Annotated in this window: 12 protein-coding genes and 1 riboswitch; of the genes, 1 reads left to right on the top strand and 11 read right to left on the bottom strand. The window is 42.3% G+C overall.

The window, feature by feature from the left end; all coding sequences use genetic code 11:
• The first annotated feature begins 347 nt into the window (after nucleotides 1-347).
• Nucleotides 348-428, top strand: a riboswitch (cyclic di-GMP riboswitch).
• 42 nt (nucleotides 429-470) lie between these two features.
• The gene (locus tag ABL924_RS14470; RefSeq protein WP_349027806.1) at nucleotides 471-1,040 is read left to right on the top strand and encodes a VPLPA-CTERM sorting domain-containing protein; all 570 of its coding nucleotides are present in this window, start codon (nucleotides 471-473) and stop codon (nucleotides 1,038-1,040) included.
• A gap of 70 nt (nucleotides 1,041-1,110) precedes the next feature.
• Here the strand turns inward: ABL924_RS14470 and ABL924_RS14465 are convergent, their stop codons facing one another.
• The 11 genes from ABL924_RS14465 to ABL924_RS14415 form a co-directional block, all read right to left on the bottom strand.
• A complete protein-coding gene (locus ABL924_RS14465; protein WP_349027805.1) occupies nucleotides 1,111-2,511 on the bottom strand; it encodes a mannose-1-phosphate guanylyltransferase/mannose-6-phosphate isomerase in 1,401 nt (466 codons plus the stop codon).
• Nucleotides 2,512-2,796: 285 nt separating this feature from the next.
• Nucleotides 2,797-5,187 (bottom strand): tetratricopeptide repeat protein, encoded by a 2,391-nt coding sequence (locus ABL924_RS14460; RefSeq protein ID WP_349027804.1) that lies wholly within the window; start codon nucleotides 5,185-5,187, stop codon nucleotides 2,797-2,799.
• A 10-nt stretch (nucleotides 5,188-5,197) separates the two neighbouring features.
• The gene (gene xrtD, locus ABL924_RS14455) at nucleotides 5,198-6,748 is read right to left on the bottom strand and encodes a VPLPA-CTERM-specific exosortase XrtD (RefSeq protein ID WP_349027803.1); all 1,551 of its coding nucleotides are present in this window, start codon (nucleotides 6,746-6,748) and stop codon (nucleotides 5,198-5,200) included.
• 176 nt (nucleotides 6,749-6,924) lie between these two features.
• Nucleotides 6,925-8,034: a WecB/TagA/CpsF family glycosyltransferase gene (locus ABL924_RS14450; protein WP_349027802.1), complete on the bottom strand. Its 1,110-nt coding sequence runs from the start codon at nucleotides 8,032-8,034 to the stop codon at nucleotides 6,925-6,927.
• Between the two features lie 25 nt (nucleotides 8,035-8,059).
• Nucleotides 8,060-9,256, bottom strand: coding sequence for a glycosyltransferase family 2 protein (locus ABL924_RS14445; protein WP_349027801.1), 1,197 nt, complete (start codon nucleotides 9,254-9,256; stop codon nucleotides 8,060-8,062).
• On the bottom strand, nucleotides 9,256-10,464 hold the full coding sequence (locus tag ABL924_RS14440; RefSeq protein WP_349027800.1) for a glycosyltransferase family 4 protein: 1,209 nt from the start codon (nucleotides 10,462-10,464) through the stop codon (nucleotides 9,256-9,258). The genes ABL924_RS14445 and ABL924_RS14440 overlap by 1 nt, the downstream gene beginning before the upstream one ends.
• Entirely contained in the window at nucleotides 10,461-11,030 is a 570-nt protein-coding gene (locus ABL924_RS14435) for a hypothetical protein (protein ID WP_349027799.1), read from the bottom strand. Before ABL924_RS14435 ends, ABL924_RS14440 begins: the two co-directional genes overlap by 4 nt.
• A gap of 111 nt (nucleotides 11,031-11,141) precedes the next feature.
• Nucleotides 11,142-13,262, bottom strand: a complete 2,121-nt coding sequence (locus tag ABL924_RS14430) for an NAD-dependent epimerase/dehydratase family protein (protein ID WP_349027798.1) — start codon at nucleotides 13,260-13,262, stop codon at nucleotides 11,142-11,144.
• Nucleotides 13,263-13,340: 78 nt separating this feature from the next.
• A complete protein-coding gene (locus ABL924_RS14425; protein ID WP_349027797.1) occupies nucleotides 13,341-14,333 on the bottom strand; it encodes a glycosyltransferase family A protein in 993 nt (330 codons plus the stop codon).
• 749 nt (nucleotides 14,334-15,082) lie between these two features.
• Nucleotides 15,083-15,991 (bottom strand): FkbM family methyltransferase, encoded by a 909-nt coding sequence (locus ABL924_RS14420; protein WP_349027796.1) that lies wholly within the window; start codon nucleotides 15,989-15,991, stop codon nucleotides 15,083-15,085.
• Nucleotides 15,988-18,173 (bottom strand): glycosyltransferase (locus ABL924_RS14415; RefSeq protein WP_349027795.1); only part of this gene is annotated, 2,186 nt, incomplete at its 5' end. The genes ABL924_RS14420 and ABL924_RS14415, both read right to left, overlap by 4 nt.

Here is an 18,173-nt window from a genome sequence, read left to right as displayed (position 1 = left end):
CCGGTAAATATTTTCCGTTTGCTTTCGCTCATTGCGTTCCACTATTTTCCTTAACAGGCTATAGCTTAAACTACTGTCCGGATTTTGGGGTCCACTTTACTGGGGCGGGTTTGTAATGCAAACCCTGGTGTGATACCAATCCCAATAAGTTCACATATTATCCCTTCTCCAGTGGGAGAAGGTTAGGATGAGGGGATTCAAATAACAACTTATTGGGATTGGTTTGACTAGGTAATCGTGCATATATGAAATACATTTATAAACCTTTAAGCTATCCCTAAAATTAAAAAACAAAAAAGGACAAGATAAGTGTTAAGGAGCTTAGTGAGAAGTGAAACAACCATTCATCGTTCCAGGGCTACACTTCTTGCGAAGTAGGGTCGGAAAGCTACAGATCTTTACCAATAAAAGATGGCTGAGTTACGAATCAGTATTTTAGAACCTATAATCTATCTTTGGAGAGATATATCATGAAAAAAGTATTAGTTGTTTTAAGTTTGGCAATGGCGGCATTTTCGTTTCAAGCAAGTGCTGCTGCCTTGGCGTGGGTGGATATTATTTCTGATCAAGATAATGTCATTGATGCTCAACATGTTTCTGACGTTACCCCCACAGGCGGTTTGTCTGCTGCTGCTTCATTCATAATAGAAGCAGATGGGAAAGTTGAAGATTTGTGGGTTTTTAGTAATGAGTTTGTTGGGAATTTCAAAGTCGATGTCTGGTCTACAGGCTTTGAAGATAAAAATTGGTTGAGCGCTGTAGATATGTACGACGACACCTCCAGTATGTTCGGCATATTTACCGAAGTTGAAAATAACCATTGGCAATTGATCGCAAATTTTGGTGCAGATACCTTTAATTACCTATTACTCCATGGATCTAACGGTATTGGCGATGACGATGTGGCATTGGGTTATCATGGTTACACTATCACTATTGAACCTCAAATTGCTACGCCAATCCCTGCTGCAATCTGGTTATTTGGTTCTGCTTTGATGGGATTGACGGGTATTTCACGCCGTAAGAAAGTTCAAGCCTAATCGCTAACGGTGTTTACTAAAAAGGGAGGCTTGCCTCCCTTTTTTTGGCTAAATTTTCTTGGATGTAAAATCAAACCCTTCCATAGGTATCGCCAAAGCGCACAATATCATCTTCGCCTAGATAACTGCCTGACTGAATTTCAATTATTTCTAACGGAATAACGCCGGGATTTTCCAGTCGATGCACCGTTCCTAGGGGAATAAACGTCGATTCATTTTCGGTGAGCAAGATTTGCTCATCACCACGGGTAACTAGGGCTGTGCCTTTTACCACCACCCAATGTTCAGCGCGGTGGTGGTGCTTCTGTAAAGACAGCTTGGCGCCAGGTTTGACGACTATCCGCTTAGTTTGGTGGCGCTCTCCGCTATCAACCGAATCAAAATGCCCCCAGGGTCGGTAGGCTTTTCTATGGACTTGAGCTTCATGCCTGCCTAGCTGTTTGAGTTGATCCACGATTTGTTTGACTTCTTGTACTTTGTTTTTAGAGGCGATCATGACAGCATCTTTAGTTTCAATGACAACCAAATCTTCAACACCAATAACAGTAACCAGTTTGTTTTCTGAGTAGATGTAGGAATTTTTGGTATCAACGGTTAATACGTCGCCACTTATAGCATTACCGAAAGCATCTTTTTCAGTCACATCCCATAATGCAGACCAAGATCCGACATCATTCCAACCCGCAGCTAGAGGAATAACAACGGCCTTATCGGTTTTTTCCATAACGGCATAGTCAATCGAATCGGCAGGACAAGTGGAAAAAATAGCTTTATCTAGCCGTATAAAATCCAGATCGGTTTTAGCCGCACTTAGTGCTTGCTTACAGACCGCCAACATCTTAGGGTTGAATTTTTCTAATTCTTTTAGGAAGTTTCCGGCGGTAAATGCAAACATACCGCTGTTCCATAAATAATCGCCGCTTTTTAGATAATTTTTCGCAGTGGCTAAATCGGGTTTCTCAACAAATGCTGACACCTTATGCGCACTGCCTTGTTGTACTGAATCCTTCATAATATAGCCATACCCAGTTTCTGGATGGGTGGGTACGATACCGAAGGTGACCAGGTAACCTTGTTTAGCCAGTAGATCCGCTTGAGCAATCGCTAAGTGAAAGGATGCAATGTTTGTGATGACATGGTCGGCGGGTAATACCAGTAATACATCGTCCTCAGATTCTGCGGATAATGCTGCCATTGCCACAGCAGGTGCGGTGTTTTTACCGACCGGTTCCAGAATAATCCCAGCAGGCTTTACACCGATTTCCCACAGTTGTTCTGCCATCATAAAGCGGTGGTCTTCATTACATACGGCAATCGGATTTTTTAATCCCTCCAGCCCAGAAAGCCTGAGCATTGTTTCCTGCAATAGGGTCTGTTCAGATACCAAAGGCAGAAATTGCTTGGGATATTGTCCCCGGGACAAAGGCCATAGCCTAGTTCCAGAACCACCAGATAAAATAACCGGGATCATAGTCTTGCCTCTAATTGGTTTGAATGTTGAATATTGAAAGGTGTGGCCTAGTATCCGAGAAACAATATAAGGATGTACATAAACGTAGCTACCGTCGGAAGGGAAACGATAAAGATGGTGAGAAGAAAATCGCAGTTACCTTAAGTGATTTCCACTACCTTGCCACGACAGATCAAAACATGAGTCCCATCTTTGGATGGGACTCAGCGATCTATCGTTGCAATATCATCTGGATGAGCCTCAAAAGTTGAAAGTCCCTGGCAATAAACACAAATGTCTAAATGCTTAGGTAGGAGAAGCCGTTTTAATGGTCTTCAGTAATTTTTCTACGGCTTCTTTTTCAATAAATCCGCCCGTTTTGTCTCCCAATTTCAATGCTTCTTCCAATTCAGTTACGGCCAGTGCCTTGCTATTTGTTTTGTGGTAAGCCAAGCCCAAGTGGTATCTGAAGACGGGGACTTCCGGCAGTTTTTTAACGACATTTCTGAGTAACTGCAAAGCTTCTTCATTTTTTCCACTGTTGATAAGCGCCCAAGCATAACTATCAACAAAATAAGGTTGATCGGACTTTTCAAAATGTTTTGCCAAGCTTACTGCCCGTTCAATATTTTCTTTGGTATTGAAGTGATCCAGGAGCAGCGACACTAAATTATTGGTAGCTATATCAACGGTTGGATGTTTAGCGATTAAAGCATCATATGTTTCAAGTGCCTTGGCATAATCACCCATTTGTTCGTAGGTGGATGCTAACATGACACTCAAGCGTACTTCTTCTGGCATAGCTTCCAAGCCTTTGATTAAGATGGCTATGGCTTTATCAGTTTCCTTTTTTTGTACATGGATAGCTGCTATCGCTTCATAAAACTCAGGAGTTTTTGGCCATTTAACGACCGCATCTGATAACACTTTGAGAGCATCATCAAAGTGTTTTTCATTAGCCAGTAATTGACCTTTTAACAGCCACGAATATGAGTCATCAGGGTGAGCCTTCATGAACTCATCCAGGTAAGCGAGCATAACGTTACCTTGTTTTAACGCCGCATAGCTGTTAACCATACCACGCAGTGCGTCTGATAACTCAGGAGAAATAGCTAACGCTTCCTTGTATTGACTAATGGCTTCTTTATAAAGCCCTTGGTCTTCAGATATTTTCGCACTTAGAAATTTCGAAAAACCAGCACCTTTAGGTTTCGAAGCAATGGTGTCAGCAATTTTTTGAGTACCCGACCAATCTTTTTGCATTAAGCGAATTTGTGCTAAAGCTTGCAATGCACCGGGATTATCAGGTTTTACCGCTAAGGCTTTTTGCAAGAGCTCATCAGCCCTACTAAGATCTTTGTTTTTCAGCATGTTGGATACTACTGGCATGAGTGCATCAAAATTAGCTGGATTAACAGCTAGAGCTTTGCGAAAGTTTTCTTCAGCCAATTCAGGTGAATTCTTTTTGAGATAAGCCTGCCCCATAAGAACCATTCCTTCGTCAGAATTGGAATAGTCTCTCAGTACAGTGCGCAAATTGGAGATAACTTCATCATATAAACCTTTCTGCAAATCAAGTCTTGCTTTTAATAATAGCGCCTCCAGATTTCGTCCATCCGTTGTCAAAACTTCCTTTATGAAGCTGTCGGCGGATGAGGAGTCGTTTTCCTGTAGCGCCAATTTTGCCAACATTATTTTGGCACTCAGACCTTCTTTTGCGGTGGGCTTTAGCTCAACGATTTTATTTAACGCTTGTTTTGCTTCGGTGAGTTTGTTTTGTTTGATATAGAGTGCCGCTAAACGGAAATGTAGATCGGATTCCCCTGGATACTGGGCAAGATAAGTCGTCAAGCTTTTTTCAGCGATTTCAGGTGTTTTTTGCATTTGAAAATCGATCAGAACCAGCTTAGGTTGCATTTTATCAGGATGACTATCTATGACCTCTTGTAAGGTGGTTAAGGCTTTGTCTTCTTGGCCGTTATCGGCATAATGCTTGACTAATGCATACGTGTATTCCAGTTTGTCTGGGAACTGCTTAATCAAATTAAGATAATCTTGTTCTACGGCGGCGAGGTTTTTGCTTTGGCTATGAACTTGCAGTTTTAAAAGTTCCAACGACAGTTCCGTAGGTTTTGTCTGGAGTGCTTTTTCGACGGTTTCCAGCGCGGCTGACATGTCTTTTTTTGACAAATAAATCACGGTTTTTAAGCTAATTGCGTCAGTATGGTCTGGATATTTTTTTAAAATCTGATCAGCCAGGGTCATGGCACCATCGAGGTTACCTTGTTTGACGAACACAGCACCTTTCAGGGCTAGGCCATCAGGATTGTCGGGGGCATTTTTTAACACCGCATCGGCATGTTTTAACGTATCTTCTGCCCGACCCGATAATAAAGTTAAACGCCCCAGTTTTAAAAAAGCATCATTGTTTTTTGGATCAAGTCGAGTGACTTGAGTTAGATTGGCAAACATTCCTTGCCAATTTTGGTTTTTTTCATCAATAAGTGCCAAATGATAGTAGGCATCGGATTGTTTGGCATCTAGTTGGATGACATTTTTAAATTCGATTTTGGCCTTGTCGTATATGCCTTGCTGATAAAGTGATTTGCCACTGGCTAAGTAGTTTTTGATCTTGTCTTCGGATTTACTGCAACCTTGAACAATCACCAATAAGAAAACAAACATTAATTTTTTCATAACTCTTTATTTAATTAGGAATAAACTTAGGCAAAATGGGACTGACTTGCTGAGCAAAAGCCTTAAGTCGATTATCAGCATCTGCAATATTTTCATTTGAACCGACCGCCGTTGTGATACGAACCAGTGCGCCATCAGTTCTATTTAAAAGCAGGGCATCTTTGAACAAATACCATTTCATAAAATATTCATTAGCGAATTGTCTGCCTCGTTGTTGAAACCAATAATAGACTAATTGCGTATTGTCTTCTTTTTTTATTACTATTCGATTAATGGGTAAGTCGCCAATTTGTGTGCGAGTTATCTCGGCAATTTGCCAGCCGCCGCCAGGAATACAGACCCGTGGCGAGTGGGGTGAAACGCCTTTACGTTGCGATTCGTAGTAAGCCGCATAGAAATTCACTGATTGTGTTTTCCCGTTCTTATAGTCAGCTAGGATGTAGTCCGTCAAACCCAAATATTTTGTTACAGTTTCCTCCATAGCGGTTTGTTCACCATGCCAGTTGCCAATTTGGGTAGGAAACTCGGGGAACAGAGTCCTGGAAGGAATAATCTCCGCACGTTTTTCAATGGAAGAGACAATGACGACCGCGGCAGCCAAGGCGACTACTGAAGCGATCAAAGGGTAAGAAAGCGGTCTTTGTTTGAGGGTGCTGCCGTGAAGGTCGATAGTGCTGGACTGACTTAGGCCAAAAATCTCAAACAGGGGTTTTTTATCTTGGCCAATTCTACTTAAAAGGGCCATTTCAATGAATAAAACACCAAAGCAGGCCATAAAAACTATCCAGCCTTCAAAATCGTGTAGAAAACCTTCAGCCATTTCAATGCCCCAATTATCTACCAATACCCCTATCATGCCGATGCGAAAGCTGTTCATGAGGATGGTGATGGGAATGGTTGATAGCACCAGAAGCAATCGTTTCCAAAAAGCCACGTCGAATAAGTAGGCACAAATAAATCCCAAGCTTAACAAGGGGAATAGATAGCGCAAACCACTACACGCTTCAACAACTTGAAGTTTATAGATACCTAAATCAATTACATTGCCTTCCAGATAAACCGGTATTTGACACCAACGAATAAACGATACCCCCAGTTTTGAAGACAGCAACTGTAAGTTGGCCGAGAGACTGGCTTCGAGAAAATAAGGCAGGGGAATGGCAAAAATCAGCAGTAGTATAGGAACCAATACCAATTTGACGGAAGGCCAGCCCATAATAGTCAGGGCTAAACCCAGAAAAACTGCAATGAGCGCATATTGGGTCAGAATATAAAGGGCGCTGACTTCGCCAATTACGAAAATAATCAGAGCAATGAATATAAGCCCCAATCCCCACCAGGAAGGGGAAAATTCACTTTGGATGATGTTGTTTCTTTTCTGCCAGATAAAATACAGCGCGATAAACGGCAACATGTAGCCGTGGCTATATTCCTCCTGTTTGTCCCAGCGCACGATTAATTCATCAATCCCTCCCCAGAAGGCTACGGTCATTAATGTTAAGGCAATAAAAAGCCAGAGCCAACTCTGCCAATTCATGCGCCAGATAGTTTTTTTATCCATACGTGTTCGCTAAGAGTAAAAAAGGATTAACATCAAAAAAATCAGCTCGTTAATACCTAACTCAAATAAGTTGTTAAGTGGAATCTTTAAAAATCCCCTATATTCAACATCAATTGATGTCAGAACAATTTAGGTTTTTAGAAGGAGTTTGGTTTTTGAAAAACACCTCTAATAAATCAATTTGTTGACAATAAATTATTCACTTTTTGCCATTTGAGAATGCGTCTAACAACCTTATTGGGATTGATGAGTTTTAACGAATTTCCTGAGGCTGTTAGGTGTTTGTACAATACCAGACATAAGCCAAGAAAAGCACTATCAATTACTGTTACGTTTTTTAAATCGAGAACTACATCACGATTTTCCACCACTACTTTCTTGAATGCTTCTCTTAAGGGCGAAATCGTGCGGTAAGTGCAATACCCAGTAAGCAAAATATGTTTGGTGTCCTTAAGTTCATTTAGTATGTTGATCTCAACGGTTTGATCAGATGCTTCGGATTGTATGAATTTTAACCAAAACCAGTAAGGTAAAATGCTGCATGACAGCATTCCTAAAAAACTTATACCATCATTGTAGTAGCGCCGCCATAGGGCAGGTTCTTGGTATATCCGCCAAAGCCATTCCATGCTTAAGCGCTGGGCTAAAACGGGGGCGCGTTTCACAGATCCCGCGAAGAAATTTATGACGGCACCTAAATGGCTGATAACGGGAGCATTTAACTGATGTCTGTTTTTTTCAATCCAGGCTTGGCCTTTTTTTGCACCTAAGGACACAATCAAAAACTCTACATCATGTTGATTAATGGCGTTAATAATTTCAGGCGTACTCATTTCATTAACTGAGCCGAAACTTGGCGTGTAATGACCAACGGCAAGTAAACCCGCCGGTTTTCGATTAATTTTTTGACTTGCTAGTTCACCAGCTCCCATTTCACCGCCGAAAAAAAAGATTTTTAACGGTACTGTTGTCACGCGCTTGTACAAATGTTCAATTAGGTCAGACCCCGCCACACGCTTCGATATCGGAATGCTTAGTAGCTTGGCAATCAATACAATAGGGAAGCCATCAGCAATCGATAAATCGCTGTTGATTACTGAAGCTCTAAAAGAGTTGTCAGTTTGCGAAGCACACAAAAAATTAAGATTAGGTGTTGATAGAAAACAAGATTGGTGTTTATTTGCTGCCGATAAAATCTCAAAAGCTGTTTGTTCGAGCGTGATGGCATCGAAAGGTAACCCAAGCAGACACCAGATATTTCTGGAAAAATCTTTGTCGATGTTCATGAATTAATCGTTAAACTCTGAAAAATTATGCATCCCGGTCAGTCCTAACCCATTCTTTTTGGCGTTTAAATATAAAGGCAATATAAATTGACAACTTAGAGATGACATAAAGAGGGATACCTGATAATTCTTTTGCTGATAAGTAATCCTGGCCGTAACGCCACCATACGCTGGCAAGCATAGCAGCAAAGTAGGAAAAGCTCAGGAGTAATATAAAAAAAGCTGTTGAACCTTCAGTTAGCAACGAATAAATTGATAGGATTATTAGGCTGCTCAAGGCGATCATTACCAATAAAGACAATGGCGGGACGCCAATATCCAATGCCAAAGCCAACAAACGCCAGTCTTTTCGCTGGTAGGATGCTTTAACAAGGACGGGTAGTTGCTGCAAAATAGTTTGTAAATGTCCATGTTCCCAACGTGTGCGCTGGCTAAGCTCGGCGGTCGGCTGTTCTGGGAAGTCACTATAAACTACGGCATCAGGACAAAAAATGGGCGGAAAACCCTGCATGGCGCAATCAATGCCCAGTTGCATGTCTTCAACAATATTGCCATGACCCACTTTAACAATTTCGAGTATTTGCCAAGGAAAAGCCATGCCTGTTCCGGTTAATGTCACCGGCAAGCCCATTTTATTCATGGCGGAAAGACGAATTTTATTTTTTAGCAACCAAGCAAATCCGGAAATTTTCTGTTTGATAGACGCGTTTTCAATAACTCGCATCAAGTAAGTCATCTGTGCGGGTAATTTTGAAATTGTTACCAAATTGATGAGGGTGGTAAGTGCGGCTTTAGTGGTTTCGCAATCGGCATCCATGATAATCAATACATCTGGATGACTATTCGTCCTTAAATACTGGATACCAAAATCCAAAGCAAAGCCCTTACCTCGATGGGTTGTATCTTGTCGCTCCAGAACGGTGACTCCCAAGCTTCGGGCGATGCTTGCCGTGTTGTCCGTGCAGTTATCGGCAACCAGAATAATAGTTCCAGGGTTGGAATCGGGTAACTCAGCAATTAACTTTGCAAGTGTTTTGCCAATAATATCGGTTTCATTGTGTGCTGGGATTAAAATCTTATAAGAAACAGTCTGTTTAAGCAGTTCTGAATGGCATGGTGACTGAGTTTTGAAGAATAATGCAATCAGGCATTCAGAGCCAACCACGACTAGCGGTATTGAAGTGAATACAGCGATTGCAATGACAAGCCATTCGAAAATCATCAGGCAACAGTCTCGCTGAACAACGCTGCCAGCTTACGAGCTTCCTTATCGGCATCATGTTGGGCAATAACTGCGTTAAATCCATAATCACCCATCAATTCAAGGTCAGTAGCACTGGCATTCAGCAATTCCTGCATGGCTATTTTCAAGCTGTTGACATCTCCAGACGGTACGAGCCAGCCATTTTTACCGTGTTGGATTAATTCTGGTATACCGGCAACATAAGTTGAAATAACTGGGCGACGTAGCGCCATCGCTTCCATAATGACTACAGGTAGTCCCTCTGCAAAGCTGGGTAGAACCATGCCCCTGGACTCAAGTAATAGGGATTTAACTTGTTCGCTGCTGACCCAGCCCGTAATTTCAACTTCGTTTTTCAATTGATATTCTGCAATTCGACGCTCAATGTCTCCACGCATAGAGCCATCACCCGCTAATATCAATTTACAGCTAATGCCTTCGTCATGTAGTTGTTTCAACGCTTCCAATAACAGTAGTTGGCCTTTTTGTTCACACAAACGGCCAATGCATAGGAGTTGCCGTGAAGTTTTAGGTATTTTTGAGGCTTTTTGGGCAAGGAAAGCCGCATCAAGTCCGCAATGCACGATTTTGACTTTATGCCATTCTGATGCCGGAATCCACCGAAATAGCTGACTACGACCATACGAACTTATCGCAACTACAAACTTACAGTGCTGTATTTTCTCAGCCAGATGGATGAATTCCGGCTTATCAAATTCTTCTGGTCCATGAACAGTAAAACTGTAGTGCGAACCACCCAGTAGATGCGCCAGCATAACTACAGTAGTTGAGTTTGTACCAAAATGGGCGTGTATATGTTCTATGCCTGCGGTTTTTTCCCATTGCAACAAAACACAGGCTTCGATCAGGTAGATAAGATGCCGGAATACGCCGCGATCTGAACGTACCCCCAAACTAATCGCAACTTTCAAGCTTTTGTACAAAACGGATGGTGAGGCATAAAAGGTTCTTACGAACGCGAACACTATCTTAAACGGTTGTTCAGAAAGAACATAGCGTGTTTTTTTTAATTCGCTTTGGTCTAATGGATCCACCAACTCGTCTTTATCGGTACGTAGGGCATATCGCTCGACGACATAGCCAAGGCTTTCCAGCGCCATTATCTCTCTGCGAATAAAACTGTGGCTGACTTTGGGGTACTGATTAACAAAATAGGCTAATTTCATAGGGTAACTTTTCTGGGTTTTAGAATCCATAGTGCGTTGAGGGTAATACAGTAAATGCCCGTTAACTCCATCAACCAGTTTAATTTTAGCCCAAAAAAGTCAGTACCAATGAGTTTATCCATGTGATGGAACGAGGTCGCCCTGATTAGGATAAAAAAGACCAAAAAAATCATGCCAGCAAATGCCAGCCAATTGCGGCGGAGAATTTGATTAAAAAATCGTAAACCCCAACTGATTAAATAAATACCGAACACAAAAATCATTATTATAAAAAAGCCTTGAACCATCTTACGATCATTGTACCAGCCTTGTTGATGCGCAAAAAACTTGCCGACAGCAGTCAGTAGGGATTGTAAATCCAATTGTTTATTAATTCCCATCAGAAAACTGAACAAAGCTATCCATAGCCAGAATAAGCACTGTTTGTTATGGGGGCTGCGGATTAATTTTTGGGCGTGTTGATAGACTCGGAATGCAAGAAAAGCTGCTAAAAAATAAGAAAATACCGTAAACCATCCGGCAAAAGTTGGGTCGCCAATCTGTGGCCGCCAATCAATATTCGACATGATTGTTTTTCCAAAAGTTAATAAGGTTTTCGAAGATAGTTACATTTGAGGATACATGTAACTCTTAATGAAAATTATTACGGAATAGACATAGACACTTAACCAGCACTACTAGCGATAAAATTCTCTAATGGTTTCAGTAATACCTCGCCTAATTAAGGATTCTCGCGTGGCTGCCGGTTGCCAGCCTAATACTTTTACAGTCTTTGAGCTATCATAACGCGCGCGGTGGCTTCTGGAATCCCAATCCCTGAAACTAAGGGTTTTTCTATTAGGGTGTCTGATCAAATGTTTTGCAGTTTCTTTCAGGGCATCTATGACGAAAAATTTCCAGGTCGGAGTCGGAACAGAGCGGATTTTGGTGCCAGTCTCTTGGGAAACAATTTCGACATATTCTTTGCCAGTCAATAAGGGTGCATCGGTAAGAAGGAACGCTTGACCTTCAATGCCTTTTTTGTCTATACCTAGGGCAAGGGCTTCAGCGACATCTTCAACCAAGACCAAAGGCAGTTTAGTGCTACCATCACCCCAGAATTGCATCCGTGTGTCCGATTGGAACATCCCGACTCCCCAGTGAGCTGGGGGGCATCCTTTTCCGATAACGATACCCGGACGGAAAATAACAAGGGGTAAGTTGTTTTCCTTATGTAGTTTCATCAGTAAGTCTTCACAAGCCGCTTTGGAGCGAGCATAGTGATTTCGGGTGGCAATATTGGGATCGAGCGGGGTATCAGAGGTGATAACATCGTTGGGGCCTGCAGAATAATAGGAGTCTATCGTACCTGTGTAAATAAAACGTTTTACACCCTTAGCCAATGCTCGGTTGGCAATATTTTGCGTAACCAAGACATCATTTTTGTAATAATCATCCCATTTTTTGCCGTCAGTTTTCGCCAGATGATAAACGACTTCAATACCTTGTAATGCTTTATCCATGAAATCTGGGTTAGCAAGTTCTCCCTGAACTAGCTCGACAGGTAAATCGGCCAATGCTATTTGACCAGCCCCCATCCCTCTGGTTACCACGCGTACCCCCAACCCCCTCTTTATGAGTGCTTTTACTAAATATTGCCCAATAAACCCCGTTCCGCCCAAAACCAGTACGGTAGGTGGTCGCAACGGAGGCAGCACATTCCAAACACCCTTTTGGGTAATTTTTTCAAAACTGGCTTTTTTGGTAATTTGTTCGCAGGTTGAAATAACGTTGACACCAAATTGTCCATCCATTCTGGCATCAGATTGCCCCGTCAATGTGTCATAAAAACACTTGACGCTGTTTTCGATGCTCTCCCCGAAAGGATTAGCGGCGGGTGCTTTTTGCAATGTGGCTTTAGTAGCCCTAGTTAGATTACTAAGGCTATTAACGCCGACTTGCCAAGCGATATTCTTCGCGGTAAGGAAATTATCAAACAATATCCCAGCACCGCTGGGTTCATCCCGGTAATAAATATCACGGTCAAATAAGCAAGTGGCAGTGGCGGCATGGCCTCTTACACTGATGCTTCGGTCGGTATAGCCAGGAATCACCGACAAATTAAGGTTAAATATCACATCACCCTTAGAGCCATGCACATGCCAACGGCGGTAGATTCGATTGTCCCCAGGTAAATCGATGGGTAAGGATACATCTACCTGGATGCGATCCGGTTGTCCTAGCAAGTCCTCTAAAAATGCGACCAGATGGGGGCCAAGTTCAAAGAAAAGATTAGCGGGTTTTTGCAACATCCAGATATTGAAAGGCCCAAATTGAATTTGCGGCAATGGAAACATCCAATTAATGGTGATGTGATCCAGCTTGCCTATCGTACCATCCCTGACATCCTGGCGTAATTTCTGATACGAAGGAAGGAAAAGGAAATTATGGTTAACGCCCAATTTAACGCCACGCGTTGTTGCCAAGTCAGTTAGTGACTGGCATTCAGCGGCGTTTAGACCCATTGGTTTTTCTAAAAAAACATGCCGACCACTTTCAATAATTTGCCGAGCAGTGTCAAAATGCAGATCAGGCGGAAGTAGGACATGCACGACTTCAATATCTGACTTCAGCATGGCATCAAGCGAAGTGAATACAGCGGATATCCCAAAAGTTGCGGCGGCTTTTTCGGCACGGTCTTTTGATTGGTCACAAACTGCGGCAATTTCGACATTATTTTGGTAATTGAGGGATTTTGCATGGGCTTCAATAATATAGCCAGCACCCAGCAAACCTACCTTCCAGCGTTTTTCACTCATAATTAAACTTGTCCATAAAGGCGTTTTATTTCTTTGTTTTTAATACGAATACGATCTGGGCAATTTTCCAGTAAAGTATTATTTGTATTCGATAATCTCGTAGCGTTCAGAGAGCTTATTCAGATAAAACTTTACCAACCCAATTGCATTGGCAAACTTACTTAACAATAAATATTTTGCATAAAGCCAGGCATCACTAAAATTGTCACCTTGTAGTGAGCGGAATTTAATAACACGATAAGCTAACAAAAAATAAGCACTAAGCAAAATGAAACTATAACCTTGTGTCGGTATCCAGCCTAACAATATTAGTGTTGGTAGTGCTGCTCCCCAAAACAAGGTGCTATTCCGCTCCCTTACACAATCTTTTTGAGCAGTTTTGCCATTTAGAAAGGAGCGTTGTCCAATCGCATGACCTGCCCGGACGGCTCGTTTCCACCATTGGCCAAATTGGATAATATTGGCATCGTGGGTTGCCATAGGTTGATCCAACTTGGTTATCTTATAGCCGGCAAGCCCCATTCTAACCCCCAATTCGGAATCTTCGCCAGCAATGACATCGGGGTTAAAACCACCCAGTTTGCTGAATATATCAGTACGCATCATGGAAATTCCACCCAATGCGCCATAGTTAGTTAAATCTCCTGGGCTTGAACGCCATTCTAATGCGCACAACTTGTTATAAGGCGACGCTTCGATATTGCGTTCGATTAAATGCCCAATAACGGCAGCGCGTTCAGGGGATTTTGATAACGCATCGGTTGCGGTCTCCAACCATCGAGGCAACAAAGTACAATCACCATCGATAAATTGCACAAATACTACATTCGGATTTAGCTGTAGTAAGCGTTCAAAGCCTTCATTACGTGCCCTGGCTGCTGAAAAAGGGAAGGTTGGGTTCAATTCGATAGCTTCAATTGCATAGTCATTGGCAATGGCAAGACTATGATCAGTTGAACCGGAGTCGACATAGATTTTTGTGCAAGCAACAGTAGACATTGATTCAAAACATAGGTGCAATCTTTCGCCTTCATTGCGACCAATAATAACAATGCCAAAATTTTCAGGCATTATCATAATCCCAATTTACCACTATTTCAGATACCATTACGCGATACATATAAGATAAAAATTCATATAATCTGCCATTAACAAAGAGTGAATGACTCCAGTTAAGGCAGCATAAATTATCGGCAGTAAATGCCGAAATAGGCTACTAGCCGGTTGGTAAACAAGTACCACCTTAGCAAGCTGCTTCAGTCAAAAAGGACTAATCCCCTCTCCTCTGGGCATAAGTATCTACACAACTTTTCAATATAACAAAAACAATGGGTTGCCAAATCACCAAGCCCCCTCCCTGCGGGAGAGGGTTGGGGTGAGGAGAATAAAATCAACTGTTTATATTCCCCTCATCCTGACCTTTCTCCCTCAAGGGAGAAAGGTCAGATACTTGTGTAGATACTTATGCCTCTGGGAGAGGGCTAGGGTGAGAGTTTCAATAAGGCTTTTTGCTTTTTAAATCCCCCCATCCAACCTTCTCCCGAAGGGAGAAGGAGCTGCCTACCATCTGGTTGAAGCATATACTAATCAGAAGCCAGTATGCACAATATTTCCTAATATTGGTCGATTGTAAGGTATAGAACGGCTACCACTATTAAGTTTAGCATAAGCACCGACTTTACGGACTGGAGCTTCGTAACGCCCAATTGGTTCTAATGTTCCACGCGCAGTAAACACCACGATCCAGTGGGCAAGATAAAAATGGTCTGGTGCATAGGCAGTTATTTTTGAAAATGGGAAGTGAGAATATTAATGAATATTTAAGGCCGCATGAAGACAACATCAAATTGCGGTTCGTTAGGGATGTCATTTAATAAAATAAGCTCAAGATTTTCTTTGAAAATATTTTTATGCGTTATTTTTGGCAGATAGGCTGAAAATCCACGCGACCTTAACAATTCAAAGAGCGATGCTGCGGAGGCGCCGGTTTGACGTAGCCATTGATCTGTAATTTCACAGACAATGCTAATATCTGGTCTATCAAGTAAATTTTCCATTCCTTGTAGAACCTGATATTCGAACCCCTCTACGTCGATTTTAACAAATAGCGGCCCCTTAAGCGATTTAATATCGAGTACATTATCTAATTTTTTAACAGGCACAGAAACAGATTCAAATACATTGTTCGAATTGACAAAAGAACACGTACCGCTGTGTTGATCGGCAAACATATTCAAGTTTAGCGATCCTTCTTCCTTTGATATGCCAATGTTGAAAGCACTACAGTTATTGATAGAATTAATGGTTAAATGAGCTTTTAGTACATCAAAAGTAACAGGATGGGGTTCAAAAGCAAAAACAACTCCAGATGTATTTAATTTTTTCGATGCATAAAGTGTGTGAAGACCACGATTTGCCCCAACATCAATAAATGTTCCGCCCTCAGATAGCAAGAGGTCTATCAACAATGGGACAGTTCTATCGTAATAAATCCCCATAAAATAATGCGCACGACAAGCCCAATCCCCTAAATCAACTGATACGTAAGATTGCAAAAAATTATCGTAAAAAACCCGATGCCGTTTATCAAGAGAAAGCTTTAGTTCAATATCGGCAGGATAACTGCTAAAGTTACCAAGTAATTTTTTATAAATAAAGCCATATCCTCTGGGTGCCCAACGGCGGATTGGACGAAAAAATTCACCTAACTGCATTCTCAATGGCATCATACGTCAGCACTCCTAGAATTGTTTTGCATCGGATTCCGATTAAAAAGAACATTTTTTTGTAACACGGAAGTGAGCCCTTGTGCGCCATCTAAAAATTGTTCACGCAGCGACGGGCAGTTCTGACAGAGCGATTCATAATCTTTGGAATTGGATAGCAGTTGCTTAATAGCGTTGACATAGCCATCCAAATCATCGGCAGTTACTGCGATGACAGCATTTTTTAAAACTTCAATTGCAGGGACCACAGAACTACAGATTGCAGGCCTTCCCATTAAAATAGCCTCTGCTGCAACTTTTGCAAACGCTTCGGCACAGTCACTTCGTGTAGGAACAATCACAATATGCGCCCTTGCATATGCAGCCAATAATTGGGGTCTTTGTAAATTGCCGCTAATGCTGATAATGTCTCCAAGTCCGCGATTCGTGCATTCTTGCTTCAATTCCTCCAATGCCGAACCGCCACCGCAGATTTCAAAAGTCACGCCGTCATTACGAAGTTGTTCGGCCATAGCTAACAGATCGAACACACCTTTATCGCGCTCCACCCGCCCCGCAAAGACAATATTGAACGGCCTTTGATTATGGGGAAGGGAGGCAGGCGGATGCTCAAAATCTTTACGATAAAATTGGCCTCTAAATTGATAAATAGGCGCATGGGATTTGCCAGCTATGGCTTCGATTTGCCGCTGAATCTCTGGTGACACACATAAGGCCATCGCTGCTATCCGTCGGAAAAACCAGCCATCCAGAGCCAGTAAAACCCGCTTTCCTAGTCCTGTTGGGCGATATCCATTGGGCCAAAAACCATTATGCAGGTGTGAGATAATTTTAATACCAAACAGTTTGGCAGGGGAAAGTACAAACCAGTAAGTCACTCCAGATGTCACATCCAAGTACGTGGGGCGAAGTCGTATTGCAATAGCAACTAATCGCAATCCGTATAAAATCTGTGACAAATGGTAAAGAACGCCACTGCCCAAAACTAGCTTAGGCAGGTTTTCCACATGAAACTGCGGGGTAATTTCCAGTTTGGCTTGATCATGGTAAGAAATTACGTAGGTTTTCAGATTGTTTATTTTACAAAAATCAAAAAACTGTCCACTATAGGTGCGCGATGTTTCTGTCAGTACATCTTCCTGGCTGTTCCAGCGACGAAACGATTCCACCACATCGCCTGGGCCTTCGACGTACATAATATCGAAACGCGCAGAATCAGTTTTAACTTCAGTTTGTTGCATGGTTGATCCTTGCACTATGGGTATTCGAAAACCTTTTAAAAAAACACTGTTACGCACAAAGTCAAGTAGCATAAAAGGTGGGTCGTTATCCAGTCTGTGTTGCAACATCCTTCGTAACCGCCACAAAGCAAAACCGGAGATAAAAGCCGCATCAATAGCTGCAGTATGCGTCCCGCCGTAGTGCTTTAGATAGAATCGGCGACGTGCTTGAAACCAATAGGCTGGGCGTCGTTTGATAACACGGCGAACGATGCCACTGGATGCCCCTTCCAAGTGAACGACCTGACTCTCCGGTACATACCAAGCCTGCCAACCTTTTAGCTGTGCGCGTTTGCACAAATCCACATCTTCAAAATAAGTAAAAAACCCCTCATCTAACAGGCCAATTTGCTCCAACATTTGCCTACGTAGAAGCATACTGGCTCCAGAAACCCAATCTACCGCACACGGTCGTTGAGGTGTCGGCATAACTACGCTCCAGCGAGACAGTAATCGAGACACTAATCCCAAGCGCAAACCATTGTCCAGCTCAGAAGCAAAGCTCGGAAAGCGGAAAGGCGAGGCCTGTACCTCGCCAGATTCAGAAAGTAACTGACTGCCGCAAATACCTGCCCTAGGATGTGTATCCATAAATTCCATCAATGAACGCAGCGACTGCTCAGCAACCAATGTATCGGAGTTCAGCAGCAGAAAATAGTCAGGTGGAGAATCATTTTGTAAAGCTCGCTCGATTACCCGATTATTGCCACCGGTAAAGCCAAGATTGACCGGAGAAACTAGCAGTTCAACCCAGCTTTCCCATTGGTTTTGCTTGATGCAATCTTGAAGCAAAGCGACTGCTTCCGATCCCGTGCCATTCTCCCAAATTACTACATGGGCTTCATTACTATCCCACAATTTACAATGAGCAAGTGAATGCAAGCAATTAATCGTAACCTGTGTGT

The sequence above is a fragment of the Methyloglobulus sp. genome, from assembly GCF_040079455.1.
Taxonomy (GTDB): Bacteria; Pseudomonadota; Gammaproteobacteria; order Methylococcales; family Methylomonadaceae; genus Methyloglobulus.
The sequence above is the reverse complement of the archived record's forward strand: the minus strand, read 5'-3'. Positions and strand labels throughout refer to the sequence as shown.

Coding starts and splice junctions, on each gene's coding strand:
- ABL924_RS14470 (WP_349027806.1), top strand. CDS start 471: ATGAAAAAAGTATTAGTTGTTTTAAGTTTGGCAATGGCGGCATTTTCG.
- ABL924_RS14465 (WP_349027805.1), bottom strand. CDS start 2,511: ATGATCCCGGTTATTTTATCTGGTGGTTCTGGAACTAGGCTATGGCCT.
- ABL924_RS14460 (WP_349027804.1), bottom strand. CDS start 5,187: ATGAAAAAATTAATGTTTGTTTTCTTATTGGTGATTGTTCAAGGTTGC.
- xrtD (WP_349027803.1), bottom strand. CDS start 6,748: ATGGATAAAAAAACTATCTGGCGCATGAATTGGCAGAGTTGGCTCTGG.
- ABL924_RS14450 (WP_349027802.1), bottom strand. CDS start 8,034: ATGAACATCGACAAAGATTTTTCCAGAAATATCTGGTGTCTGCTTGGG.
- ABL924_RS14445 (WP_349027801.1), bottom strand. CDS start 9,256: ATGATTTTCGAATGGCTTGTCATTGCAATCGCTGTATTCACTTCAATA.
- ABL924_RS14440 (WP_349027800.1), bottom strand. CDS start 10,464: ATGAAATTAGCCTATTTTGTTAATCAGTACCCCAAAGTCAGCCACAGT.
- ABL924_RS14435 (WP_349027799.1), bottom strand. CDS start 11,030: ATGTCGAATATTGATTGGCGGCCACAGATTGGCGACCCAACTTTTGCC.
- ABL924_RS14430 (WP_349027798.1), bottom strand. CDS start 13,262: ATGAGTGAAAAACGCTGGAAGGTAGGTTTGCTGGGTGCTGGCTATATT.
- ABL924_RS14425 (WP_349027797.1), bottom strand. CDS start 14,333: ATGCCTGAAAATTTTGGCATTGTTATTATTGGTCGCAATGAAGGCGAA.
- ABL924_RS14420 (WP_349027796.1), bottom strand. CDS start 15,991: ATGATGCCATTGAGAATGCAGTTAGGTGAATTTTTTCGTCCAATCCGC.